This window comes from uncultured Rothia sp. (assembly GCF_916049665.1).
Taxonomy (GTDB): Bacteria; Actinomycetota; Actinomycetes; order Actinomycetales; family Micrococcaceae; genus Rothia.
The window spans coordinates 1-24,029 of sequence record NZ_CAJZIE010000033.1 but is presented as its reverse complement, the minus strand read 5'-3'; the positions used below and the strand labels follow the sequence as shown (position 1 = coordinate 24,029).

The 24,029-nt window shown below is 57.8% G+C and carries 20 protein-coding genes and 1 tRNA gene; 7 read left to right on the top strand and 14 right to left on the bottom strand.

What is annotated here, in order from left to right; translation table 11 throughout:
• Window positions 1-282: 282 nt before the first annotated feature.
• Both QZ540_RS04570 and QZ540_RS04565 read left to right on the top strand, forming a co-directional pair.
• Complete coding sequence (locus tag QZ540_RS04570; protein WP_294628081.1) at window positions 283-828, top strand: GTPase; 546 nt, start codon at window positions 283-285, stop codon at window positions 826-828.
• Window positions 829-875: 47 nt separating this feature from the next.
• Window positions 876-2,309 (top strand): D-mannonate dehydratase, encoded by a 1,434-nt coding sequence (locus QZ540_RS04565; RefSeq protein ID WP_294628079.1) that lies wholly within the window; start codon window positions 876-878, stop codon window positions 2,307-2,309.
• A 24-nt stretch (window positions 2,310-2,333) separates the two neighbouring features.
• On the opposite strand, the gene QZ540_RS04560 is transcribed toward QZ540_RS04565, so the two are convergent.
• A complete protein-coding gene (locus QZ540_RS04560; RefSeq protein ID WP_294628077.1) occupies window positions 2,334-2,966 on the bottom strand; it encodes a LysE/ArgO family amino acid transporter in 633 nt (210 codons plus the stop codon).
• A 205-nt stretch (window positions 2,967-3,171) separates the two neighbouring features.
• Here QZ540_RS04560 and QZ540_RS04555 point away from each other — a divergent pair, with 205 nt between their 5' ends.
• Window positions 3,172-4,089 (top strand): LysR family transcriptional regulator ArgP, encoded by a 918-nt coding sequence (locus QZ540_RS04555; protein ID WP_294628075.1) that lies wholly within the window; start codon window positions 3,172-3,174, stop codon window positions 4,087-4,089.
• A gap of 609 nt (window positions 4,090-4,698) precedes the next feature.
• On the top strand, window positions 4,699-5,100 hold the full coding sequence (locus tag QZ540_RS04550) for a hypothetical protein (RefSeq protein WP_294628073.1): 402 nt from the start codon (window positions 4,699-4,701) through the stop codon (window positions 5,098-5,100).
• A gap of 103 nt (window positions 5,101-5,203) precedes the next feature.
• On the opposite strand, the gene QZ540_RS04545 is transcribed toward QZ540_RS04550, so the two are convergent.
• Window positions 5,204-5,518 carry a cell division protein CrgA gene (locus tag QZ540_RS04545; protein ID WP_005507388.1) on the bottom strand — a complete coding sequence of 105 codons (315 nt, stop codon included), beginning with the start codon at window positions 5,516-5,518 and terminating at the stop codon, window positions 5,204-5,206.
• 159 nt (window positions 5,519-5,677) lie between these two features.
• Between QZ540_RS04545 and QZ540_RS04540 the strand changes: the two genes are divergently transcribed.
• From QZ540_RS04540 to QZ540_RS04530, 3 genes are read left to right on the top strand one after another with little or no spacing between them, the layout of a single operon-like run.
• Window positions 5,678-6,427 (top strand): class E sortase, encoded by a 750-nt coding sequence (locus QZ540_RS04540; RefSeq protein ID WP_294628071.1) that lies wholly within the window; start codon window positions 5,678-5,680, stop codon window positions 6,425-6,427.
• 18 nt (window positions 6,428-6,445) lie between these two features.
• Window positions 6,446-6,607, top strand: a complete 162-nt coding sequence (locus QZ540_RS04535) for a hypothetical protein (protein ID WP_005507386.1) — start codon at window positions 6,446-6,448, stop codon at window positions 6,605-6,607.
• 15 nt (window positions 6,608-6,622) lie between these two features.
• Entirely contained in the window at window positions 6,623-7,255 is a 633-nt protein-coding gene (locus tag QZ540_RS04530; RefSeq protein WP_070616218.1) for an aminodeoxychorismate/anthranilate synthase component II, read from the top strand.
• 253 nt (window positions 7,256-7,508) lie between these two features.
• Here QZ540_RS04530 and pknB read toward each other — a convergent pair whose 3' ends face one another.
• The 12 genes from pknB to QZ540_RS04470 all read right to left on the bottom strand — a co-directional run.
• The gene (gene pknB, locus QZ540_RS04525; RefSeq protein WP_294628069.1) at window positions 7,509-9,692 is read right to left on the bottom strand and encodes a Stk1 family PASTA domain-containing Ser/Thr kinase; all 2,184 of its coding nucleotides are present in this window, start codon (window positions 9,690-9,692) and stop codon (window positions 7,509-7,511) included.
• A gap of 47 nt (window positions 9,693-9,739) precedes the next feature.
• Entirely contained in the window at window positions 9,740-11,497 is a 1,758-nt protein-coding gene (locus QZ540_RS04520; protein ID WP_294628067.1) for a protein kinase, read from the bottom strand.
• A complete protein-coding gene (locus QZ540_RS04515; protein ID WP_049354377.1) occupies window positions 11,494-12,933 on the bottom strand; it encodes a penicillin-binding protein 2 in 1,440 nt (479 codons plus the stop codon). The genes QZ540_RS04520 and QZ540_RS04515 overlap by 4 nt, the downstream gene beginning before the upstream one ends.
• The gene (locus QZ540_RS04510) at window positions 12,926-14,386 is read right to left on the bottom strand and encodes an FtsW/RodA/SpoVE family cell cycle protein (protein ID WP_005507381.1); all 1,461 of its coding nucleotides are present in this window, start codon (window positions 14,384-14,386) and stop codon (window positions 12,926-12,928) included. Before QZ540_RS04510 ends, QZ540_RS04515 begins: the two co-directional genes overlap by 8 nt.
• Entirely contained in the window at window positions 14,379-16,151 is a 1,773-nt protein-coding gene (locus tag QZ540_RS04505) for a PP2C family serine/threonine-protein phosphatase (RefSeq protein ID WP_294628065.1), read from the bottom strand. Before QZ540_RS04505 ends, QZ540_RS04510 begins: the two co-directional genes overlap by 8 nt.
• Window positions 16,152-16,154: 3 nt before the next feature.
• Entirely contained in the window at window positions 16,155-16,619 is a 465-nt protein-coding gene (locus QZ540_RS04500; RefSeq protein WP_012904358.1) for an FHA domain-containing protein, read from the bottom strand.
• Entirely contained in the window at window positions 16,619-17,485 is an 867-nt protein-coding gene (locus tag QZ540_RS04495) for a DUF3662 and FHA domain-containing protein (protein ID WP_070616214.1), read from the bottom strand. The genes QZ540_RS04500 and QZ540_RS04495 overlap by 1 nt, the downstream gene beginning before the upstream one ends.
• Before the next feature lie 228 nt (window positions 17,486-17,713).
• A tRNA-Leu gene (locus QZ540_RS04490) sits at window positions 17,714-17,800 on the bottom strand.
• 88 nt (window positions 17,801-17,888) lie between these two features.
• Window positions 17,889-18,236, bottom strand: a complete 348-nt coding sequence (locus QZ540_RS04485) for a PLDc N-terminal domain-containing protein (protein ID WP_294628061.1) — start codon at window positions 18,234-18,236, stop codon at window positions 17,889-17,891.
• A gap of 199 nt (window positions 18,237-18,435) precedes the next feature.
• A complete protein-coding gene (locus QZ540_RS04480; protein ID WP_294628059.1) occupies window positions 18,436-19,998 on the bottom strand; it encodes a sodium:alanine symporter family protein in 1,563 nt (520 codons plus the stop codon).
• Between the two features lie 348 nt (window positions 19,999-20,346).
• A complete protein-coding gene (gene lysX, locus QZ540_RS04475; protein ID WP_294628057.1) occupies window positions 20,347-23,697 on the bottom strand; it encodes a bifunctional lysylphosphatidylglycerol synthetase/lysine--tRNA ligase LysX in 3,351 nt (1,116 codons plus the stop codon).
• Between the two features lie 38 nt (window positions 23,698-23,735).
• On the bottom strand, window positions 23,736-24,029 hold a 294-nt coding region (locus QZ540_RS04470), incomplete at its 5' end, for a Na+/H+ antiporter NhaA (RefSeq protein WP_294628055.1).

The following is a 24,029-nucleotide window of genomic DNA, read 5'->3' as shown; positions in this document are numbered from 1 at the left end:
CTGAAGACTCGTGGAGTTGACTGGTACTAATAGGCCGAAGGCTTACTTTTCAAGAGAGTTGTTTGTTGTTTGCGTTCACTGTATGGTTTTTGGATAACAATCCAATAGGCAATAAAAAGAGCCCGCTTACGCGGGCTCTTTTGCTTTAACCGCTAAAGCTGGAAAAGGGGCAGACCCATGTGAGTCTGCCCCTTTTTTGTACCCTCATATCCCTTAACGAGGGAAATGAAGGAGGAAGGAATATCCCCTCCAGAGAGGAGCGCACTGGGATAGAGTAGAACCATGCACTACCCCATGTTCTCCCACGCACCAGAGCCAGCCGATCAGCCGCAGCAGGCTAATGAAGAACGCGCTATTGCCCTCTACGTAGAGAGCTCGCTGGAACCTCACGAAGCATGGGCAGCACTCACCGAATACATCCACCTCTGGTGGCCCAGGCAGCTCCTGCAGAGCGAGGAGAGCCACATCGACCTATCCACTGAGCTACTGCTCGAAGAGACCGCAGACGGGGATATTATTCCTGTCGCGCGTATTATCCAGTGCGAGAACGAAGACGTCCTCAGCATTGCGCCCTATCAGGGGACGCGTCTAGGACGCCTCCTGGGAGTAGCTGAAGAATCGGAAGAAAGCCTGAGCTTCATCCTGGACGCCCTGGCACCGGAGACTGCAGAGGCACCCCAATCCCTACTCGAAATCAGTAGCGGCACCTACGCAGGCCGTGAGGACGAGGAACTAGGTATCTACGCCGGACACGAAGAAGCAGCTGAGCTACTCATAGGCGCATACGCTCGCTTTATTGGATCTGAGCTCGAGAAAGAAGAACTCTAAAAGGTACATAATCAAAGGGCCTGCTCGACCCTGTAGAGTGTTATGTCATGAGCACACAGGAGCAGAACACCCCGCAGCAGAAGGATGCACGCTCTATCTGGGCACGACTGCGTACCAAAGCTGTGGCAGAAGAGGCACAACCTCAGCGCTACAGCAAGACTGATGTGCTGAAGCAGAGCAATATCTGGTTCCGCAAGCAGGGCGTACCCCTCATCATTCCTGCACGTCAGCGTGCTCTCGACGCCTTCCCGCGCTCCGTACCCTGGATCCTGTGGGCGAGCATCATGCACGTCTGTTATATCTTCCTGCGCGATATCCTCATCTTCATCGTTGATGACGCAAAGGGGTCCCTCCCGGAATATATCAAAGCCATCACGACCAACACTGCACTCAGCGATGAAGTGCTACCCATGCTCGTGCTCGGCGGCATCTTCCTCGTGATGCCGATAATCTCCGGTGTGTTCATTACTCTTGCCCATATGCTCATGGTCCGTACCCCGGAGTGGGTTCAAATCACCACGGGTATCCTTACCGTACTTTTTGCCGGCATACTCTTCATCGCCGGTGTCTTTGAATCCAGTAGCCTCGACGGCCTCGACTTCGTCTACGACGGTGGTCAAGTCTTCCCTCTCATCGTTATCGGAATCTACCTCTCCATCTTCCTTGGCGTAGATACCGTACTCGGATGGTCGCTCAAACACGCCATCCACCAGCTCGCTTCCCTGCCGCCCATGATCGCGAAAGTACTACCCGTACTCATGGTGTCCGTGCTCTTCATCTTCGTGAACGCAGACCTCTGGAAGCTCGCCAACGGGCTCAGCTTCCCGCGCACCTGGGCTGTTCTGGGGCTCATGGGGCTCCTCGCCGTGTTCGTGGTCGTCACGACCTCCCTAGAGCGCACAGCACGCCTTCTAGGACGCAACAGAGGCGACGACATCGCAAGGTTTAGCGAGAGCGACTACGAGCATGCCGCAGCCCTCGAAGGTGGAATATGGAACACCGCCCAAGACTGGGTCGAAGAGAAGAAAATCCTCGAACACCGACCCCTCAAAACCGCGCCCTGGGGCAACCTCATTATCATCCCCATGATTGGGCAGATTATTCAGGCGACCCTCTTCATGATGCTCGTCTTCGGATTCTTCATGGGCTTCTCGTCCATCGCCATTAGCGATACCACCATTGAATCGTGGATGACCGTCAAACCCGAACACCTCAAAATCCTCGGCGTAGACACCAACATCAACGCCGTGGTCATCAAGGTGTCCATGATTGTTGCCGTGTTCTCCGGACTCAGCTTTGTCGCAACCACCAGTAGCGACGAAAAATACGCCCGAAGCTTCCTCAAGCCCATGATTGCGCGAATCAAGCACATCCTGGTTATTCGCGATATCTACCTGGGCCTGCTCACCATGCCCAAGAACGAAGTACTCGTACTCCATGAAGAAGAGGAAGACACGGAAAAAGAGCCTGAAAAGGCATAAAAGAGGTTGGGTAGGGGGTAGAAGCTAGTGGGTCGACAGGTTCATCGTCAGCAGATTGAACACCAGGTACGCCATGAGAAGCGCCGTCGCCCCATCCAAAACACGCCATGCCGAAGGACGCGCAAAGAGCGGACGAAGCAGACGCGAACCATACCCGAGCATCAAAAACCAGATAACACTACCGCAGCAGCACCCCAGGTAGTACCACCAACGGCCAGGATCGCCCTGGGCGTTCGCCAGTGAACCCAAAAGAATAGTCGTATCCAACCACGCCAGCGGATTCAAATACGTCACCGCCGCCGTGGTCAGCAGAGCCGCCTTCAACGACTGAGAATCGCCCTCCGCATCATCGACCACGATGGAGTGCGGAGTAAACACGCGCCGCCCAGCCTCAAAACCAAACCACGCCAAAAACGCCGCACCCACATAACGGAACACCTCAATGAACCACGGTGCCGCATCCAGCAGAGCGCCCAGGCCCACCACGCCCAAGCCAATCATCAGAGCATCCGACAGAATGCAGAAAATAATGATCGGGGTAATATGCCGACCCAAAATACCCTGACGCAGCACAAAAGTTCCCTGGGCACCAATAGCCGCCACCAAAGAAATCGTGGTGGTAGCACCCAGAAACAGCAGGGACAGGGAGATGGGCATGGTGAAACTTTCTATGCGGGTCAAACGGGGCACGGGCTTCGCGGATATGCGGGTGGTGGCTCCTCTAATACCAGCTTGCCAGGCAAAAGCATGCGACACAGGGATTATCGCCCCGATAGCTAGAGTGCGAAGCGCCAGAGACGAGAATACGGGAAAACAAACCCTAAATCTATCTAAATATTTTCACACTGCGTAAGATATTCTTATGACACGTTTCAGTACCGACCAGCTCACCACCTTCGCCACCGTTATCGAATACGGCACCTTCGACGCGGCGGCAGATATCCTGCGAGTGAGCCCCTCCGCCATCTCCCAGCGCATCAAAGCCATGGAACAGATCGCCGGAAAGGTCCTGCTACGCCGAAGCAACCCCGTCACCCCCACCGACGCCGGGCAAAGCGTGCTGCGTATCGCCCGTCAGAGCGAATTCTTGCAGCAAGAAATGGAACGCGAACTCATGGGTGCCGGCGGCTTCCAAAGCGTGTCCGTGGCGGTCAATGCCGACTCGCTCGCCACCTGGTTCATCGACGCCGTCGGAACCCTCAGCCGCAAAGACAGCATCTTTTGCGACCTGCGACGAGAAGGCGAATTCCACTCCTCCGCCATGCTCCGATCCGGAGAAGTCATGGCAGTTATTACCTCCAAACCCGAAAAAATCCCCGGCTGCTCCGTCGAAACCCTTGGCGTGGCACGCTACTGGTGCGTCGCAACCCCCGACTACGTACAGCGATACCTGCCCGGCTGGCCCAAGCGCGTAAGCCGCGAAGAGCTCAACCGTGCCCCCGTCGTCGAATACGACCGCAAAGACTTTGTGCAGGACGTGGCACGAGTCCTTATCGAACAAGAAGTAGGTCTGGAGGCTGAAGAAACCTTCACCCAAAGCCCCACCATCTACATTCCCTCCTCCCCGGACTACGCGCGCGCCGTCAGCGCCGGTATCGCCTGGGGCCTCATTCCCGAAGCGCAATGCGCCGAAGAGCTCGCAAGTGGGCACCTCGTGAAGCTCGCCGCAACCCCCGTAGAATTCCCCCTCTACTGGCAGCGGTGGAACATTAACTCACCCGTTATGGAGACCGTAACCCGCCGCGTCCACGAAGCGGCACGAGGCGACCTGATCTACTAGAAGAGGGTGGTTCCGTGGGCTTTATGGAACGTCACCAGGTGGCTCTCTACCTCGCCTCCATGGCCGTGGGAGTTGCCTGTGCGGGACTGAGTGGGTGGAGCCTGGTTTCTGAGCAGTTCGTGCCCTACGCGCTCGGTGCGCTCCTGTGGACCAACTTCGCTCTCATGCCCCTAACCGGCATGAGCACCGGTCAGTACAAGAAGCTCACTCATTGCCGCTTTAGGGACTCCACTTCTGGTTGCCCCGCTGGTCTCCTTCTTCATCCCCGAGGGTGGCCCCGTTGCTCTAGCTGCGGTGATTGTTTTGCTGGCTCCATGCGTGGATTACGTTGTGGTTTTTACGTGTATTGCTGGAGGGGAATATCGCGGTTTGCTGGCGGCAACGCCCTACCTGCTTGGTGTCCAAATCATTTCTATTCCAGCATTGACTAGTGCATATGCATATATAGGAATATTAGATATTGGGGTGATGGGAGAAATATTCCCCCTCCCCGCTGAAAGCTACCTCAGCTTGGCACCGCTCATCGTGCCCCTAGTAGCCGCCTACCTCGCGCAACGTTGGTCAACCCGCTCACCGCAGCGCCAACAAACCTACGAACGAGTACGCACCATGAGCGATACCGCGATGATTCCCCTCATGTGCCTGCTCCTTGCTCTCATGTGCTCCGCCTACACCCCTGCGGTGCTCAACCAGGCACAGCTCATTCCCCGACTCGCCGGACTCTACCTCACCTACGCAATCCTCGCAGGAGTCGCCGCATGGTGCCTCAGCAAGGTGATGAGCCGACCGGAACGCATCTCCGTAACCTTCAGCGCCGTCACCCGCAACGCCCTCATCATCTACCCCGTCGTCGCGCTCTGCGCACAACGCCTGGCGCACAACGGGAACCCCGAAGCGAGCCTCATGGGCGCCACCGTACTCACCCAAACCCTCACCGAGCTGCTCATCATGGTCGCCATGACTGCAATCTTCCGAGTAAGAACAAAGACAGGTAACGTGGAGGCGCTCTAACTCCAGCCTTGCCAAACAGGCGAAACATACAGAGAGGCGGCCGCCCCACACGGGACGACCGCCTCTCTATAAGCTCTAAGGCCTTAGCCCTAATGCCTAAGTCTTAACGCCAGCGAGTCATCATCAGCATGCTCACCATCATGGCGCCCACACCAACACTCACATTCCACATACCCAAATCAGGAATCGGGAACAGGCCCTGCGTAATGTAGAAAACAATAATCCACAGAATGCCCACCGCCAACAGCGAGAACATAATCACGCGGTACCACAACGGAGTCTGCTCCTTCAGCTGCGTGCCGCTCTCCATCTCACGAGCAATCTCACGCAGACGCAGCTCGCTCGCATCCTCCACCTCAGACTTAGCAGACTTCTGAGACTTCTTCTTGGACGATGCCTTAGCCGAGTTGGTCGACATACTTCCTCCGCTTATTGTTGTATGGGTAACCTAAAAATATATGTTCACACCTATCTTTGCAGACTTACGGGATGATTTCACCTTCTCCCCGCGTTGAAAGATAAGGAACGCCACCCGGCGCCCAAGAACATACATAACCCAGAAGACAAAGGAGACCGCATGAATCAAGGAACGGCACCCACCGCAGAGCGCCGCCCCCGTAGCGTGCTGCACTGGGTCATCCAGATTACAGGCGAACTCCTCATCACCATCGGTGTTGTACTGCTCCTCTTCGTTGCCTGGCAGCTCTGGTGGACCAATATCGACGCCGACCGCACCCAATCCCAAGCCGTCAGCACCCTCGTTCAGGAGTTCGACTCCAACCCCGCCGAACCCGTCCCCGACTGGGACCCCAACACCCCTCCCGCCGGTCTGAGCGAACCCGGCCACGGTGAAGTCTTCGGCGTCGTCTACATCCCCAAGTTCGGATCCGACTACCAGCGACCCGCAACGCAGGGCACCAGCTCCGACGTGCTCGACTCCCTCGGACTCGGCCACTACGAAGGAAGCGCCATGCCCGGCCAGGTCGGCAACTTCTCCCTCGCAGGCCACCGCCAAACCCGCGGTAAAGTCCTCAACGACATCGACCTGCTCACCGAAGGCGACCACATCTACGTGCGCACCAAAGACGGCTACTACACCTACACCGTCTACAGCCACGAAATCGTGCAGCCCGACCAGGTAGAAGTCATCGAACCCGTCCCCGGACAGCCTGGCGTAGCACCCACCGAGCGCCTCCTGACGCTCACCACCTGCCACCCGCGCTACGGTGACACCGAACGATACATTGTCCACGCCCGCCTCGAATCCTGGCGGCCCGCCGCAGCCGGAGCGCCCGCAGAAATTGCCGCCTCCGTCGCAGGATCCTAAATCTGAGAGGAAAAGCAGATGTACGCATGGATTTTCCGCCACCTCCCCGGCCCCCTGTGGGTTCGCATCATTATCGCCATCGTGCTGATACTCGCCGTAGTCTACCTGCTCATGGAATTCGTCTTCCCCCACTTCGCAGAGTACGGTCCCTTCAACCTGAACGTCACCATCAACCATTAGCGCTAAGGACGTGCCATGACCCGCATCCTTGTTATCGATAACTACGACAGCTTCGTCTTCACCCTCGTCGGCTACATCCAGCAGCTCGGCGCCGAAACCACCGTCATCCGTAACGACGAATACGAACTCGACGAAGTCATCAAGCTCGCCGAAGAACACGACGGCGTGCTCGTCTCTCCCGGCCCCGGTGCCCCCGCAGAGGCGGGCGTCATCATCGACACCATCCGCTGGGCTGCGGAAGCGAAGAAGCCGCTACTGGGCGTCTGTCTCGGCCACCAGGCCATCGCAGAGGCATTCGGCGGCACCGTCACCCATGCCCCCGAACTGATGCACGGCAAGACCTCCCGCCTCGTGCACGAGAACGTCTCCGTGTTCAAGGACGTGCCCTGCCCCTTCACCGCGACCCGCTACCACTCCCTGGCGGTCGTACCCGAAACCATGCCCGACGTTCTGGAAACCACCTCCACCACCGATAACGGCATCATCATGGGTCTGCGCCACCGCGAGGCCCCCATGCACGGCGTGCAGTTCCACCCCGAATCGGTGCTGACCGAAAGCGGATACCTCATGCTCGGCAACTGGCTCGAAGAAACCGGTCTGCAGGGAGCCGCAGAGCGCGCTAAGAGCCTCTCGCCCCTCATGGCCTAGTCTCTCTTAGCCCTAGGCGCCCTCAATGGCTTATATCGCCTCCAGAAGCCCCGTAGCAGACACGCTATAGGGAAACTGGATGCGATAGCTATATCTGGACCCGTAGAGGCGAGCAAAGCCATACGCATAAACAATCCCGGACACACGGACAATCACAGGTGCAGGAGCAAGCCCAGGCACGCGAAAGGGGCGGCGCCCCACACCCAACGGTGTGGAGCGCCGCCCCTTTATCGTAGCTAGCCGCTAGAACCCCTTAGCGGGCATTCGCGTTAGCGTTTGCGTTGTTCGCATTGGCATTGGTATTCGCGTTAGTACCCTGAATCGTACGGGTACCCGCAGTAGCGGACGCAGCCGGTGCCGGAGTAGCCGAAGCGGTAGAACGCTGCTGGTTCTGGTTGCCAGTAGTAGCGTTCTGGTTACCGGTTGCCGCCGCAGGCTGAGTAGCCTGCTGGTTGGCCGCGGTAGAACGCTGCTGCTGGTTAGCGGTCGCAGCCGAGTTCTGGTTGCCAGTAGTAGCGTTCTGGTTACCGGTTGCCGCCGCAGGCTGAGTAGCCTGCTGAGTCGGAGCAGTCGTCTGAGTCGGAGTTGCCGCCACGCGAATCGTCACGGTGCTGTTCTGAGCCACCAGAGTACCCGCCGCAGAGCTCTGCGAAAGCACGGTACCTGCAGGGCGCTCGTTGGTCTGAACGGTCTCAATGTTGGTGTTCAGCAGAACATCCTGAGCAGTCAGAGCAGCAATAGCCTGATCCTTGGTCAGACCCACCAGAGAGGGGACCTTCACCTTACCGGAGGACAGGACGATGTTCACGGTGCTACCAGCCTCAACGGTCTGAGCACCCTTATCATCGGTCGAGCCCTTCTCCGGGGACAGCTCCACAACCATACCGGCAGGAACGGAGGCGCTCTCCACAGTGGAGACGCGGCCATCCACCAGACCCAGATCCTTCAGAGCGTTACGGACGTACGCCTCGCTCTGACCCTGCAGGTTATCCGGCAGCTTGACCTTCTCCGGACCGCTCGAAACGGTCACAGTCACGGTCGAACCCTTGTTGACCTTCGCGCCAACACCCGGCTCGACGCTAATCACGTCGCCCTTCTTGATGTTGTCAGAGTAAGCCGTACGGTAATCCAGCACGAAGCCCAAGTTACGCAGCTGGTTATCGGCATCATCGCGGGAAACATTCACCACAGCCGGAACCGAAACCTGCGGAACCTCGTTCAGCTTGTTCTGGTAGTACAGCACCGAGCCAACACTGAAGACCAGCAGAGCCGCAATCAGAGTACCCACGAGGAAACGAACCCACGCACGCTTACGCGGCGAAGACTCATCGTACTCCGCGTACTCCTCATCCTCGTACAGCTCCTCATCGTCCTCATACTCGAAGAAGCCGTTGAGGCCGCCGTCCTCCACCGAAGCCTCAGTAATCGAGGTGGTGTACGGGGCGTAGTCATCACCCAGGGAAGCGGTAGTCGCCGAAGGCACGAACGCAGTAGTCATCGCTGCATCCTGAACCACGGTCTCTTCACCCGGGCGAACAACCGACACCAGAGCCTGAGCGAACTCAGCCGCGCTCTGATAACGCTCATCCGGGTTCTTCGCCAGACCCTTCAGAATCACAGCATCCAGACCCGCCGGAACCTCAAGCGGGGTGAACTTGCTCGGAGGCTCCGGAGTGTCCGAAAGGTGCTTAGCCGCCAGGTCAACATTCGACTCAGCATCGAACGGAGAACGACCAGCAATCATCTCGTAAATCACGCAGGCAGCAGAGTACAGGTCGCTACGAGCGTCAACATCCTTGCCGCTCACCTGCTCAGGGGACATGTAGCGTGCGCTACCCATCACCACGTTAGCCTTGGTCAGCGCCTCGCCAGCTTCCTCAATGGCACGGGAAATACCGAAATCCATGACCTTAATCTGGCCTGGCTGACCCTTAGCGATATCCTCGCTGGTACGCTCCAGCACCATAATATTCGCCGGCTTAATGTCGCGGTGAATAATGCCCATCGAGTGGCTGTACTGCAAAGCACCCAGCAGCTGCTCGGAATAACCCAAAGCATCACGGACCGGCAGGTGGCCGCCACGGGACAGGATAGAACGCAGAGTGTGACCCTCCACGTACTCCATCACGATATAAGGAATAGCGGTGCCCTCATCCGAAGAAGCAGACTCCCCACCATCCTGCGAGGGGTTATACGAACCGGTGTCATAGACAGCAACAATCGCAGGATTGTTCAGAGACGCCACAGCCTCCGCCTCACGCTTAAAGCGTGCGCGGAACGTATCGTCCTGGGCCTGCTCCGGGCGCAGAATCTTAAGCGCAACCTTGCGGCCGAGGCGAGTATCCTCAGCAGCATAAACGGTTGCCATCGCACCGGTACCGATTACCTCGAGTACCTTGTAACGGTTATCAACCGTGTCGGGAACCGACAGGTCCATAAGTTCTCCTGGATCACTAAGACTAAAACTAAATCAAAACGTAGGGGCTAACGCGCCGACGCAGAAGCGGAAGCAGAAGCCGACGCAGACGGTGCAGCAGAAGCGCTCGCACTCGAACCCCTACCCGAACTGGAAGAGGCCACATACATGTCTACATTACTACCAACCGTGACCTTGGTGCCAGATGAGGGGGTAGTACGAAGCACCGTACCGGGGGCCGCAGTGTCCGAATTCTCATAATGCAGAGAAACGTTCACACCCAGAGCGGCAACAGCCTTCGATGCCTCATCAACGTTCTTACCCTCAAGGTTCGACGGCAAAGTCACCGACTTCGGACCGGTCGAATAGCGAACAGTCACGCTATTACCCTGCTCCAAAGTACCCGTCGGAGAAACCGAAATCACCGTGTTCTCCGGCTGAGTCGACTCAACACCCTCAGTCTTGGGGGACAGACCAAGGTTCTTCAGCTCGTTCACCGCATCCTGCAGCTCGCGACCCTCGTAGTTAATCGCGTTGACGGTCACTTTCTGCTTAGCGGCACGGGCAGAAGCAGACTCAGTCGGCTCCACCGTAGAAACGGTACCCGTGTTCGTCGGAACAACAGACGAAGAAGCGCTCGGAACCGGATCAGTCGAACCGCCACCATTATTGGAGGAAAGGACCGTCCAAATACCGCCAGCGATCAGCACGATTGCCAGAAGCAGAGCAACCCACATCCACACGTTCGGGCCACGCTTCGCTGCAGGAGCAGGAGTAGACTTCACGCGGCCCGAAGCCGGACGCATCGTCTGCTCGCTCGTGCGAGGAATCGGCGCCGTCGTCGGCTCCGGCGAGAAACGACCACCAGAACCAAAACGCGGAGCAGCAGAAGCGCTAATCGGCTCAGCCGCAACATCCATAGCGGTCATCGCAACCGTCGCGTCGTCAGCGTTCTCCTCAGCCAAGAACTGAGCCAGAGAAGGCACAGCCTTCACCGCAGCCTTCAGGTCGCGGCGACGAATCGCATCCACCGCAGAAGCCAAGGCGGTCGCGTCCTTAGGACGCTGAGCCGGGTCCTTCGCCAACAGGCACATAATCAGCGCACGAGCAGGAGCCGGAATGGTCTCCGGAAGCGGCGGCGGCGGATCATTCACCTGAGCCAGCGCAATCGCAATCTGCGACTCACCCGTAAACGGACGACGACCCACCAGGCACTCATAACCAATAATGCCCAACGAGTACATATCCGACGAGGCGGTAGCCGCCTGACCGGTCGCCTGCTCCGGCGCCAGATACTGGGCAGTACCCATCACCTGGCCGGTAGCCGTCAAGGGCACCTGATTAGCCAGACGAGCAATACCGAAATCGGTCACCTTCACGCGGTCATCCGGGGTGATGATGAGGTTACCCGGCTTCACGTCACGATGCACCAGGCCCTGCGAATGAGCCGCAGCCAACGCACGCGCAGTCTGAGCAATGAAGTTCAGAATACGATCGGGCGGCAGGGTAGTCTCATGCTCAATGATGCTCGAAAGCGGGTTACCCGGAACCAGCTCCATGACCAGGTACGCCGAGTTGTCCTCCTCGCCGTAGTCGAAAACATTCGCTACGCCGGGGTGGTTCAGCAACGCGGTGTTACGGGCCTCGGCGCGGAAACGCTCCAAGAAGCCCGGGTCACCGGTGTACTCCTCCTTGAGGATCTTGACCGCAACGATGCGCCCAAGCACCTTGTCGCGAGCTTTCCACACCTCGCCCATACCGCCAATCGCGATACGTTCGGTTAGGGTGTAGCGCCCGCCCAAAGTGATATCAGCCGCAGGCCTCACTTGTTCAACACCGCCTCAAAGAGTTGCTTACTAGTACTGGTTGCCAACTGGGCACCGGTCGCCACGTCAATATCCTCGTAGACCACAGCAATCGCAATCTGAGGATCATCAGCCGGCGCGAAACCGGTAAACCAAGAATTATTCAAACCTGCCGTGGTCTCCGCGGTACCGGTCTTACCCGCCACCTTAACACCGGAGACACCAGCATTACGTGCAATACCATTATCAACCGCATTCACCATCCACTGCTTTACCTGGTTAGCAATTTCAGGGCTAGTGGACGTACGCAGCTTCTCAGGAGAGAACTCCTGCAAAGTGCTCAGGTTGCTGGTCTTCACCGAACGAATCAGGTTCGGCTTCATCTGCACGCCGCCATTCGCAATCGCCGCAGAAGTCATCGCCACCTGCAGCGGAGTGGTCTTCACGTCGTACTGACCAATCGCCGACTGAGCCAGCTGGCTCTGCGTCAGATTCGACGGGAAAGACGACTTAGAAACCGTCAAAGGAATCTTCAAATCCTGGCCGTAACCAAAATTCTCAGCGGTCTTCGCGATACGCTCCTGACCCAGGTCCATCGCAATCTGCGCAAACGGCGTATTGCAGGACTGAGCCAAAGCCCACTCAATCGTCGCCTGAGTTCGGGTCGAACACTGACCGCCCGTATAGTTCGGCAGGGTAATGTTCGTGCCCGGCAGCGGCAACTGCGCGGGGTTCGCAATGACCGAGGATGCGTTGTACTTGCCGGACTCCAGCGCCGCCACCGCATCAATAATCTTGAAGGTCGAACCCGGCGAATAGGTGTTACCCGCAATCGCACGGTTAAACAGGGGGCTGTCCTCGTCAGAAGTCAGCGCCTGGTAATTCGCCAGAACCGAAGAGCTCGTATGAGCCGACAGAAGATTCGGATCGTAGGACGGCGAAGAAGCCATCGCCAGAATCTCACCGGTCTTCGGGTTCAACGCCACCACAGCACCCTTACGGCCCTGCAACGCGTTGTAGGCAATGTCCTGAAGCTTCGAATTAATCGTCAGCTCCACGCTAGCGCCCTGCGCGGAAGAACCGCTAAACAGCTGCGCCACACGGTCGTAGAACTGGCTATCGCTCGTGCCGGCAAGCTCCTTGTCGAGTGCCGCCTCCAGCCCGGTCGCGCCATAAATCGTGGAGAAATAACCCGTCAGAGCCGCATACTTGAGCGGGTGGTTATACACACGCTGGTAGTTGTACTCATCATCGGACTTCACCGACGAAGCAATCTCCGTACCGTCAACCACAATCGAACCACGTGCCGAACCGTAATTGTCGTAGAGCGCTCGAGAATTCCACTGATTATTCATCAGCGTCTTCGAATCGAAGAACTGAATATAGCTGAGGGTACCCATCAGCAGGACAAACACGCACGCGGCAGACATCCACATGCGGCGAATAGCCCTATCCATTCTTCTCACCTCCAGAATCCTTAGCCGTAATACGCGCCAGAACGCTAGTAGCACCCTCCGGCTCGTAGCTAGTGTCCGCATGGTCAATACCCTGCGGAGCATCGTAACCAGCCACCAGGTGAGGTGCACGGGCACTATGAGAAATCGACAGCCACAGCGCCACAATAATCCAGTTAGCCACCAACGAGGAGCCACCGGCAGACATGAAAGGAGTCGTCAGACCGGTCAGCGGAATCAAACGAGTCACGCCACCAATCACCACGAACAGCTGCAGAACCATGACCGTAGACAGGCCGGCAGCCAGCAACTTACCGAAACCATCACGAGTACCCAACGCCGCACGGTAACCGCGCGAGACCAGGAGCATGAACATCATCAGGATCGCACCCAGACCAACCAGGCCCAGCTCCTCACCCAACGAGGAAATAATCATGTCCGAGTTAGCGTACGGGACGAGGTTCGCGCGGCCCTGACCCCAACCGCGGCCAAAAAGACCGCCGTAAGCCAGACCAAAAACGCCCTGCAGAATCTGACCCGAACCGCCAGGAGACGCCTGGTAAATCTCCGGATCAAAAGCGTGCACCCACGCATAAATACGGGCATGCACGTGCGAGACATAGTGGTACGCGAAATAGCCACCCACAGCCATACCGATACCCGCAACCACCAGCCACGAAATACGACCGGTCGACAGGTACAGCATCGCCATGAACAGACCAAAGAACATGATTGCCGAACCAAGGTCCTTCTGGAACACCAGAACACCCAGGCTCACAATCCACGCCAAGAACACCGGCGCCAAATCACGCAGACGCGGCAGATTAATCGGACCAATACGGCGGCCAGCCACCAGAATCAGGTCACGGTGCGTCGCCAAATAGCCGGCGAAGAAAATCGCCAAAGTAATCTTCGCGACCTCACCCGGCTGGAACGTGCGGTTACCGATATGAATCCAAATACGAGCACCATTAAGCTCCATACCCAGACCCGGAACCAGCGGCATGATGAGCAGAATCATCGACAGCACCAGCGAGGTGTACGTGACCTTACGCAGCAGACGGTAATCCCTGAGCACGAACACGATAATCGCGCACAGCACCATAGACACACCGGTCCACATCAGCTGACCATCACCCACCGGCGCCGCAATCTGCGGATCCAGACGATAAATCATGGTCAAACCAATACCGTTCAGCGCCACCACGAGCGGCAGAATAAACGGATCAGCATAACGCGCACGGAACTGCATGACCAGGTGAATCAGAAGAGCACCGGCACCCAGCACCACCGTGCACGGCAGCCACTGGCTCTTCGACGTATCAAAAGCATGCTCCGGATCAATCAGATACATGCCGAACGAGCTGATACCCACCGCCAAAACCAGCAGGAAAAGCTCCGTGAAACGGCGTGCACGAGGCGCATCCGACTCACGACGGAACGAGAACTTAGCCATTGTTCTCACCGCCCTCTGCCGCAGGCGCGGAGGAAACCGTAGCCAGCTCAGGAGCCGGGGACGCCGAATCAGAGCCCGGTGCCCCAGAGCTCGGAGCCTCACTAGGCGCCACAGAGCTCGGGGAAGCAGAAGCCGATGCCGAGGCAGAAGCAGAAGCAGCGGCCTGCTCAGCCTTCTCACGCGTCTGATCCGCCTGAGTCTTCAAACGAGACACAATCTGGTGCGCATCATCCAGGTCCTTCGCCGTAATCGCATTACGCAACAAAGAACGCGTATGATCGCTCAGCTCACTCGTAGGAATATCGGTATTCTCCACCACGTGAGAAAGGCGAATCGGGCCCAATGCATGCGGAATACCGTTGTACACCGCAACCGTGCCGTCACTCTCACCCACATAGTAGCTACGCTCCACATAGCGCAGACCGGTCCACGCAGCCAACGTCAAAACAGCCGCAACCAGCAGAGCAATGAACAAGCGAATCGGCCAAGACCGCGGACGCGAACGCTCCTCAGTATCCTCAGCGATCAGCTCCTCCAGCTCAGCCGGCAGGGCCGCCTCGTCAGACTCCACCTTCAACGGCACACGCTGAGCCACAGTCGCACGATGCTCCAGGGTACGAGAAGTAACCGCCGGAATCATGCCGGTCTCAGTAGCCACCGAAGCGGCACCAACCAGCTGATGCGGGCGGGAACCCAACTCGCTACGCAAAATCGCAGCGTTCGTAAGAGCCGCATCCACGGCATTATCGTACGTACCGATATGGTGGCGAACCGCCCCAGAACCACTGTGCAGCAGGGTTCCAGAGAAGTCACGAGCACGACGGAAACGGCGCAACGACCGACGATAACGCTCCTCAGGATCCTCATCATGGTGCGCACCCAGAATAGCCTCAGCAGCCTCAGCCGTGGCAGCAACCTCGGGAAGCTTCTGAGTATTCGTGCTAACCTCCTGCTCCGCCACAATCGAATCAGGCAGAGCAGAATCAGGCAGGCTCGAAGGGCCCACCGGCTCATCCACCGGCAGAACCTCACGGTCAATCACCTGCAGAGACACAACCGTCACGTTATCCGGCGCGCCGCGCTCCAAAGTCATCGCAATCAGAGTGTCAGCAATCTCAGACAGATCATCGGTAGAACGCATGACCTGCTCAATCTCCGACAGGGACACCACGGCATCCAAGCCGTCTGAGGAGAGCACCCAGCGCTCGCCGGGAACAGCATCCAGAGTCTTCAACTCCAGCTCGGGGGACGCATCAACGTCACCCAGAACGCGCATAATCACGTTCTTATGCGGGTGGTTCTCCGCCTCCTGCGGGGTAATACGACCCTCATTGAGTAGACGCTGCACAAACGTATGGTCAGTAGAAATCTGCTCAAACTCGCCATCAGCGCCCGGACGCAGACGATACGCACGCGAGTCACCAATATGAGCCAGCTCAATACAATCGCCATCAATCAGCAGGGCAGTACAGGTCGTACCCATACCCGCCAGCTGCGGATCATTTGCCGCCAGCTCATTAATAATCAGGTTCGCGCTCTGAATCTCATCAGCCAGGTAAACGCTGCCGGTACCATCCTCAAAATCAGGGTGATCAAGCGGAGTCAGGTTCAGAACCGTCGTAGCCGACGCGACATCGCCGCCCACGTGGCCGCCCATGCCGTCAGCAACGACCGCAAGGAAACGACCACCGTAGCCGGAGTCATCATTCTTCGAGCGTTTCAGACCCGTATCAGAGCGGGCCTCAAAACGAAAAGCAATCTTCATACACTAGCCCCTCAACTGCATGGTGGTACCGCCAACGCGGAAATCATCACCGGGCTCAATCGGGGTCGCACGAGTCAGACGCTCGCCATTGACGAACGTACCATTAGTAGAATTCAAATCCTCAAGGAACCAACGGGAACCCTGAGGGAACAGACGCGCATGGCGGCCCGAGGCGTAATCATCCTGCAAAGACACCTCAATGTCATTAGCACGACCAATAGTAATCGGGTGATCACCCAGCTGCATCATCGCGCCAGCCTGAGCGCCGGCAGTAATCACAAGCTGCGAAGGGCGAGCCGGCGGAGGCGCAATATGGGTAGCCTCCGGAACTGCATCAACCGGTGCCGCACGATAGTTCTTACCCAAACCAAGGTCACGGCGAGCCGCCGAAACCACCAGGAAAACAAAGAACCAAATCAGAGCCAGAAAAGCGTAACGAAGGATAGTAACGGTCAATTCAGACGCCATTAACGGACACCTCCGGTCGAACTATGGAAGATGATGCGGGTATTACCCATGCGAAGCAGCGAACCGTTCGCCAGCACCACCGGCGCACGCAGAGGCGCACCATTAATCAACGTGCCGTTGGTAGAACCCATATCGGTGGCGACCACCGCACCACCCTGCATCGAAAGCTGCAGGTGACGGCGAGAAACGCCCTTATCGTCCAGACGAAAATCAGCATCAGAACCGCGGCCCAGCACAAACGGCAGGTGGTTCACCGGGTGCATGCGACCCTCAATCTCCAAGAAGAAACGGGGAGCACCCGCCGCGGGGGACGCTACAGGCATGTTCAGGCGAGGCGCAGGAGCCTGCTGAGGCGCAGGGCTGGGTGCAGGCTGAGCCGGCTGAGCAGCCGGCTTAGTAATGCGGGTCGGCAAAGAAGACTCACGCGGCGGACGCACCGGTGCATAGTTAGTAGCGCCGCGCAGAGACGGGGACGCCGGAGCCTCCGGTACAGAGAACGGCTCGAAGGTCGCAACAACCTCAAACTCGCCCTCAGAGAGAGAATCAAGAACGTTGAACGTCACGCGAACCGCGCCAATGAGGGTGTAACCCTGCGCGCGGGCGTGCGAAATCGCCAAATCGCACAGCTCAACAGCGAACGGGTTGCCCCACTCGCGCACGCGAGGGAAATCAACCGGTGCGAAACGGAGAGTATAGACATTAGGAGCCATAGTGCGGCCACTGCCGTCCACGTAGGACTCGTCATCCATCATGATGCGGACGCGGTTAGCAACATCCGCCTTCGCAAAGGTGCCGAAGCCCTTGGAAAGGCCGACAGTGCGACCGATGCCTTGCTCCAGCTTGCCCAGCTTGTCGAAAAACTTCATGCCGCCTCCTTCTCAACGACCATTCCGAGCAACAGACCGCGCAAACGGTCTTTATCCGAAAGGCTCAGTTTAACGAGCGTGTCTGTGCGTTTGCTGTGTGCTCTGTGAATGAACACACCCGATTCTATTTTAGGTGATGCACTTGCCATCGCTCTGGAACCCCGTCATTTAGCGGGGAATTGGTTATGGATATGAAAAAATCCCCGGTTCTTTCGAACCGGGGATCGTTGGTGCGCGAGGGGGGAGTTGAACCCCCACGCCCTCACGGGCACACGGACCTGAACCGTGCGCGTCTGCCTATTCCGCCACTCGCGCATGTGTCTTACGGTGTATCACCGCAGGCAACACATAAAACTATACGGACTGCATGCGGTGCTGTCCAATTGAGAGAGTGTGACCTTTGTTACTTAGAGGTGGTGGAGGGTTCAGAAAGAGCCTCCGAGGCGCTATCGGGGGCACTACCGGACACTCCATCGGAAGCAGTCGCATCGGACGCAGCTGCGGAACCCCGCTCCCGCGCCATACGCTCCTGTTCAGCACGCTCCCGGTCAATACGTTCCAAACGCGCACGCAACAACCACGTCACCGGACCCACATACGGCAGGCACAGCACCAGCAGAAGCCACTTCAGCTTCTGTACCTCCGAAAAATGCGGGTTCCGATGAATCGTCACCAAGCACAATAGCGCCAACGCAATACCAGCCAGAAACACGACCGTGACCACCAGCTCCAGTACGGCACGCCAATCCATAAGCCCTCCTAACATCCTTCCTAAGCATACAGACCCGGAGGAATCCGCAAGCCCTCAGGGTAGTTCAAGGAGGCGTTCAGAGCCTACCCCGATGGGCAGCCCCATACGCCCCTCAAGCACGCAAAAGGGCCCGCCCCGCAACACAGCAGGACGGACCCTCCACAAAGCCTTACACAGAAACCTGCGTGTAGCTCACAAACTAGCGGCTAACCTTCTTAGCCTTCTTCGCAGCACGACGCTCAGCAGCCTTCGCATCATACTCAGCCCAGAACTCACGGGTAGTCACCGCATCAGTACCATCCCACGCCGCAAGATTCTTCAACTCAGGCATATCCGAAGCCTTGAAAATCGGCTCCAAACCAGCCTTACGCTGAGCCTCATAGTTCTTCAACACCGCAACAACCTGCGGAGTCATCAACAGAACCGCCGTCAAGTTCACAATCACCATGCCGGCATTCAACATATCCGCGGTAGTCCACACCAGATCCAGCGAAGAAATCGCGCCGAAGAACACGAACACCAGAACCAGCGCACGGAAAATAGTCATCGGCAGTTTACGCTCAGTCACGAAACGCATGTTCGACTCGCCGTAGTAGTAGTTACCAATCACGGTCGAGAACGCAAACATGAAAATAGCGATAGTCAAGAAGTGAACCGCCCAATCGCCCAGCTGCATAGCCAGCGCCGACTGAGTCAGCGACGCGCCACGAGAACGATCACCATAGGTCGGGTTCGACAGCAGCACAATAAACGCAGTCACAGTACACGCCATCATGGTGTCAAAGTAAACACCCAGAGTCTGAACATAACCCTGCTTAGCCGGGTGAGAAATAGTAGCGGTCGCACCAGCGTTAGGAGCAGTACCCATACCCGCCTCGTTAGTCAGCAGGCCACGCTTCATACCCCAAATCACGGCACCCATGGTACCGCCGGTCACAAACTCCTTAATGCCGAAAGCACCCTGGAAAATCATCAGCAGCATATTCGGGACCTCAGTGATGTTCAGCAGAACAACCAGCAGACCCAGCAGCAGATACAGCACCGCCATAATCGGCACCAGCCACTCAGTCACCGAAGAAATCGCGCGAATACCACCGAAAATAATAGCCGCAGTCAGCGCCACCATAACCAGACCAATAGTGATGCGGAAGCCCATCGAGTTAGTACCCGAAACATCAATATTGAACGAGTTCGCCGTAGCATCCACCACAGCATTCGTCTGAACCGCCACAAACACAAACGCGTAAGTGATCACAATGAACGCCACGAAGATATAACCCATCCAACGAGCATTCAGACCGCGCTTCATGTAGTACGCCGGACCACCAATATAGGAATCCTTACCGCGCTCCTTGTACAGCTGACCCAGAAGGGACTCCGCAAAAGCGGACGCCGCACCAACAGCAGCAATAACCCACATCCAGAACACAGCACCCGGGCCGCCCATAGCAATAGCCAAAGCAACACCCGCAACAGTACCGGTACCCACACGAGAAGCAGCCGAAACAGTAAACGCACGGAACGAAGAAATGCTCTTCTTACCGTCAGCCTCACGAGCAACCGGGTCACCCAGGACACGAACCATTTCCTTAATGGAACGCCACTGCACACCGCGAGTACGAATCGTAATGTACAGACCAGCCGCAATCAGAGCGTAGTAGAGGAAGTTGCTCCACATCCAGTTCTGCACAGCATCCACGGAGGAGGTCAGTCCCGCAGTCTGCTCATTAATGTCCCCGATGATATTCAGAAGAAAATCCACTCGGTACTCCAATCTTGAAAGCAAAAAGCCCGCACGCTCAAACCTGGAAGACGGAGAACATGTGGGCTACATTGCTGGGTGGTGCGGACTCACGCCGCGTAGCGGAGACAGATACACTCCGCATGATTAGTCACCCCATTGTGTCGGGTGCAACCCCCGCTCGGCAACTTAAAAAAGGGGCCCAATTCAAAATGTAACGAATACTTAATATATGGGCAGAGTAAATATAGGCTTCGTGCGGGTGTTCGCCATACCGGCGAGGCGGGTGTGGAGGTGGGCGTGAAGAGCCCGGCGCAAGGCACAAAACCTCGCACCGGGCACAGTAAATAAACGGAGGTATCGGTTGGGTTATGAGCGTTCAGGCTTCACAAACGGGAACGACAACACCCCACGAATCTGCGTCTGAGCCAACAGCATCACCAAGCGATCCACGCCCAGACCCAAACCACCCGTCGGCGGCATACCCGTCTCCAAGGCGTAGAGGAAATCCTCATCCACCTCCATCGCCTCCAAATCGCCCGAAGCAGCCTTCAACGACTGCTCCGTCAAACGCTCACGCTGCACCAGCGGATCCGCCAGCTCCGAGTAAGCGCAACCCATCTCCATACCGTTAATCACCAAATCCCAACGCTCCGCCAAACCCGGAACACTACGATGCGGCGCCGCAAGCGGACTCGTCTCCGCCGGGAAATCCGTATAGAACGTCGGCTCCACCGTATGCGCCTCAACCAGCTCACCATACAGCTCCTCAACAATCGCGCCCGGGCCCATACCCTCGTGAACACGCACACCGTGCTGCTGCGCCAGAGTCAGCAACTCCTCAAAATCCGTCTGCACATCCACGCGGCGACCCAGTGCCTCCGACAGGGCATCACACACCGACACCACACGCCACGGACCCGACACATCACGCACAACGCGCTCGCTCGAAGCCTTATGGCCCAGAGGCAAAGACACCGAACCAAACACCGACTGCGCGGCATCCTTAATCAGGCGCTCCGTCAACTCACGCATCTGCACATAATCCGCGAACGGGTGGTACGCCTCAAGTACCGTAAACTCCGGATTATGGGTCGCATCAGCACCCTCATTACGGAAATCACGACCCAACTCATACACCGGACCGCTACCGCCCACCACCAGACGCTTCAGATACAGCTCCGGCGCAATGCGTAGCGTCAAATCCTCACCGTACGCATTGATATACGTGCGGAACGGGCGCGCGCTCGCGCCACCGTGCACCGTATGCAGAATCGGGGTCTCCACCTCAAGGAAACCCTCCGCATCCAGGCGGGCACGTAGCGCCTTAATCACCGCGGTGCGCAGACGCAGATTCTGCATCTGATCCGGATGCACCAGTAGGTCCGTGGAACGGCGACGCAGACGCGCCTCCGGGTCGGTAAACGAATCAAAGGGGATGGGGTGCAGGCTCTTCGACGCCATGTGCCAGCTGGAGGCAATCAGTGATCGAGTGCCGTTGCGGCTCGCCCCGTAAGCACCCTGCACGGTGATGATGTCACCGGTATCCAGGTTGCGGGATGCAATGCTCAGCAGGCGCTCGCCCACGAGGGCGCGTTCCATGATGACCTGCAGGGTTTCGCCACCCTCGATCAGGGTCGCAAAGAGGACTCCACCGTGGTTGCGAAGCGCGCGAATACGCCCCGAAACCATAAATTCTGAATCAGGAATATTTTCAGAAGAGAATATACGCAGGGCATCCTTCACGCCTAGAATAGGCGCACCATTACTGCGTATCTCACCACCCAGCGGATACGGCTCCATACCCGCCGAACGCAGCGCCTCCAAATGACGCAGACGATGCTGAGTCTGGTCACTACGCGACACCTCAGGAAGCTCTTCTACAGTAGATACCTGCAACTGGCGAAGAGCCTCCAACTCATCTGCAGAAAGAACCTGCTCCTGATCCTGCAAACGGCGAGCCGACAGATTCGGCAAAAAGCCCTCCGCCATACCCGCAGCAACCACCACATTCACCATCGCCAAAGTCGGCTCCGTCGCCAAAAAACGAGGAACCCACAGCGGGGCAAACTTCAGATTGAAACGATACAGACGGCGCAACTGCAGGAAACGATCCAGCACGCCCAAAGAACGGGAAGCGAAACGGTTCCATGCCGAAGCGCCCACCTGATCGGCAGCCTCAAAAATATGGCCAAACATCGCGAAATTCAGCGACACCCGACGCACACCCAGCGACGCCGCCTGCTCCATCAGTGACGCCACCATAAACTCCACCACACCATTAGGTGCCTCGGGGGAGCGGCGCATAACATCCAGCGACAGCCCGGTCGGACCCCACGGCACGAACGACAGCAGAGCCACCATCTGACCCGCCTCATCATGAGCCGAAACCAGCAGAGACGACGAATCCGCCGGATCATTTACACGGTTCAAAGCCATCGAAAAACCGCGCTCCACGCGGCCATGACGCCACGCCGAAATATTCTCCGCCACCTGCTGGCGCTGCTGCTCATCCAGCTCCGCAAAGCGACGCATCTGCGCCGTGTACCCGCCACGACGCACACGCTGAACCGCCTGACGCACCGGCAGCATCGACGTGTCATTGAGCGTGAAGCGGTCCGCCTCAAGGACCGCCTCCTCACCCATCTGAATAATCGACAGGCCCGCACGGTTGTAGGCGCGCGCGCCCGCCTCACTCACGCTCAGCGCCGCAGGAACCCAGCCGTAGCTACGCGCCTGCAACATCCACTGCTCAATCGCGGCATCCCACGAATCCGGGTCACCCACAGGGTCACTCGACGCCAAACACACCGAACCAACCGAACGGTACGTAATCGCCGCCCTCTGATCCGGCGAGAAAATAACCTGCTTATCGCGACGCGTCGCGAAATAGGAGAGCGAATCATTGGCACCGTACTGCTGCAGCAGGGCGCGAATCTTCAACTCCTTCTCGCCGGTCCACGCGTCCGGGGCGCGGTAACCGCGCGCCAACAGGTACAGTGCCGCAACCAGCGAAGCACCGTAGCCAAAAGACGCCAAGAAACCGACCACATCGGCGGCCCACACGCCAGGATGGGTACGCTCAATACCCAGGCCGTGCATGAGTAGCTCCCACGGGGTGATGGAACGCAGCGGCTCCCATACGCCGATACGGCACAGGTACCAGAGCACCAGGGTAGTCAGCAGAATACCGCCAGCCGCCGTAGCAGCCGCACCCACCCACGAGAGGCGACCAATGCGCGCCGGGAACGCCGAACGAATCGAGAAAAGGAACGGCACCAGCACGCACGCAAACACGATGGAGAGCGTATCGACCGTCGAGGAGAAAATACGGTCCTTATGCATGATTCCCTCAGGGAACACCAGCGTGAAGGCGCTATGGGTCGCAAGTAGCACACCCAGCACCTGAAAAACAATGGCGGCAATGAGTGCGGCACGCTTGCGCACAATCAGCCCGGAAACCATCACAATCATCGTGATGGCGCTGGGCAGAGTGTGCGTGGAGGGGATATTCAGCAGGTCGGCGGTGACTTCCCACCAGGTGAAGCCGCGGCCGTGCCGCAGAGGCGTAATAATCCACGCGAACGTGGTCAGCAGCGCGGCAAAAGAATACACCCCGATCACCACGCGTGCTGATATCTCTGCATACCTTGAGGGAGGCGCGGGCGCCTGCCCTGCTCGTGCTGTACGGCGACGTGAGGTAGTGCGGTGAGACATCATTATCAGCGGGAATCGGGGTGTAGGGAAGGTACTAGACCTTAGGAGTTCTGGTTCGGCTCAGCCTTCGGGTCACGGTAGGTGCCCTCGAAGACATCGGGGATGCCGTTGTCGTCAGCGTCCACGCTTTCCTTCTCAGCCAGGGCACGGTAGTGCTTGTTGCGGCGAGACAGGATAGCCGCGCCCACAATGGCAGCCAGAACAGAGCCGACGAGAATCGCAATTTTTGCGTCCTCAGTGTGCGGAGAGCCGTGCGGGAAGGACAGCTCAGCGACCAGCAGGGACACGGTGAAACCGATACCACCGGTTGCAGCCAGACCGACCACGTCAATCCA

Coding starts and splice junctions, on each gene's coding strand:
- QZ540_RS04495 (WP_070616214.1), bottom strand. CDS start 17,485: ATGAAGTTTTTCGACAAGCTGGGCAAGCTGGAGCAAGGCATCGGTCGC.
- pknB (WP_294628069.1), bottom strand. CDS start 9,692: ATGGACCTGTCGGTTCCCGACACGGTTGATAACCGTTACAAGGTACTC.
- QZ540_RS04530 (WP_070616218.1), top strand. CDS start 6,623: ATGACCCGCATCCTTGTTATCGATAACTACGACAGCTTCGTCTTCACC.
- QZ540_RS04545 (WP_005507388.1), bottom strand. CDS start 5,518: ATGTCGACCAACTCGGCTAAGGCATCGTCCAAGAAGAAGTCTCAGAAG.
- QZ540_RS04500 (WP_012904358.1), bottom strand. CDS start 16,619: ATGGCGTCTGAATTGACCGTTACTATCCTTCGTTACGCTTTTCTGGCT.
- QZ540_RS04535 (WP_005507386.1), top strand. CDS start 6,446: ATGTACGCATGGATTTTCCGCCACCTCCCCGGCCCCCTGTGGGTTCGC.
- QZ540_RS04570 (WP_294628081.1), top strand. CDS start 283: ATGCACTACCCCATGTTCTCCCACGCACCAGAGCCAGCCGATCAGCCG.
- QZ540_RS04565 (WP_294628079.1), top strand. CDS start 876: ATGAGCACACAGGAGCAGAACACCCCGCAGCAGAAGGATGCACGCTCT.
- QZ540_RS04485 (WP_294628061.1), bottom strand. CDS start 18,236: ATGGATTGGCGTGCCGTACTGGAGCTGGTGGTCACGGTCGTGTTTCTG.
- QZ540_RS04505 (WP_294628065.1), bottom strand. CDS start 16,151: ATGAAGATTGCTTTTCGTTTTGAGGCCCGCTCTGATACGGGTCTGAAA.
- QZ540_RS04550 (WP_294628073.1), top strand. CDS start 4,699: ATGAGCGATACCGCGATGATTCCCCTCATGTGCCTGCTCCTTGCTCTC.
- QZ540_RS04510 (WP_005507381.1), bottom strand. CDS start 14,386: ATGGCTAAGTTCTCGTTCCGTCGTGAGTCGGATGCGCCTCGTGCACGC.
- QZ540_RS04560 (WP_294628077.1), bottom strand. CDS start 2,966: ATGCCCATCTCCCTGTCCCTGCTGTTTCTGGGTGCTACCACCACGATT.
- QZ540_RS04540 (WP_294628071.1), top strand. CDS start 5,678: ATGAATCAAGGAACGGCACCCACCGCAGAGCGCCGCCCCCGTAGCGTG.
- lysX (WP_294628057.1), bottom strand. CDS start 23,697: ATGATGTCTCACCGCACTACCTCACGTCGCCGTACAGCACGAGCAGGG.
- QZ540_RS04515 (WP_049354377.1), bottom strand. CDS start 12,933: ATGGATAGGGCTATTCGCCGCATGTGGATGTCTGCCGCGTGCGTGTTT.
- QZ540_RS04555 (WP_294628075.1), top strand. CDS start 3,172: ATGACACGTTTCAGTACCGACCAGCTCACCACCTTCGCCACCGTTATC.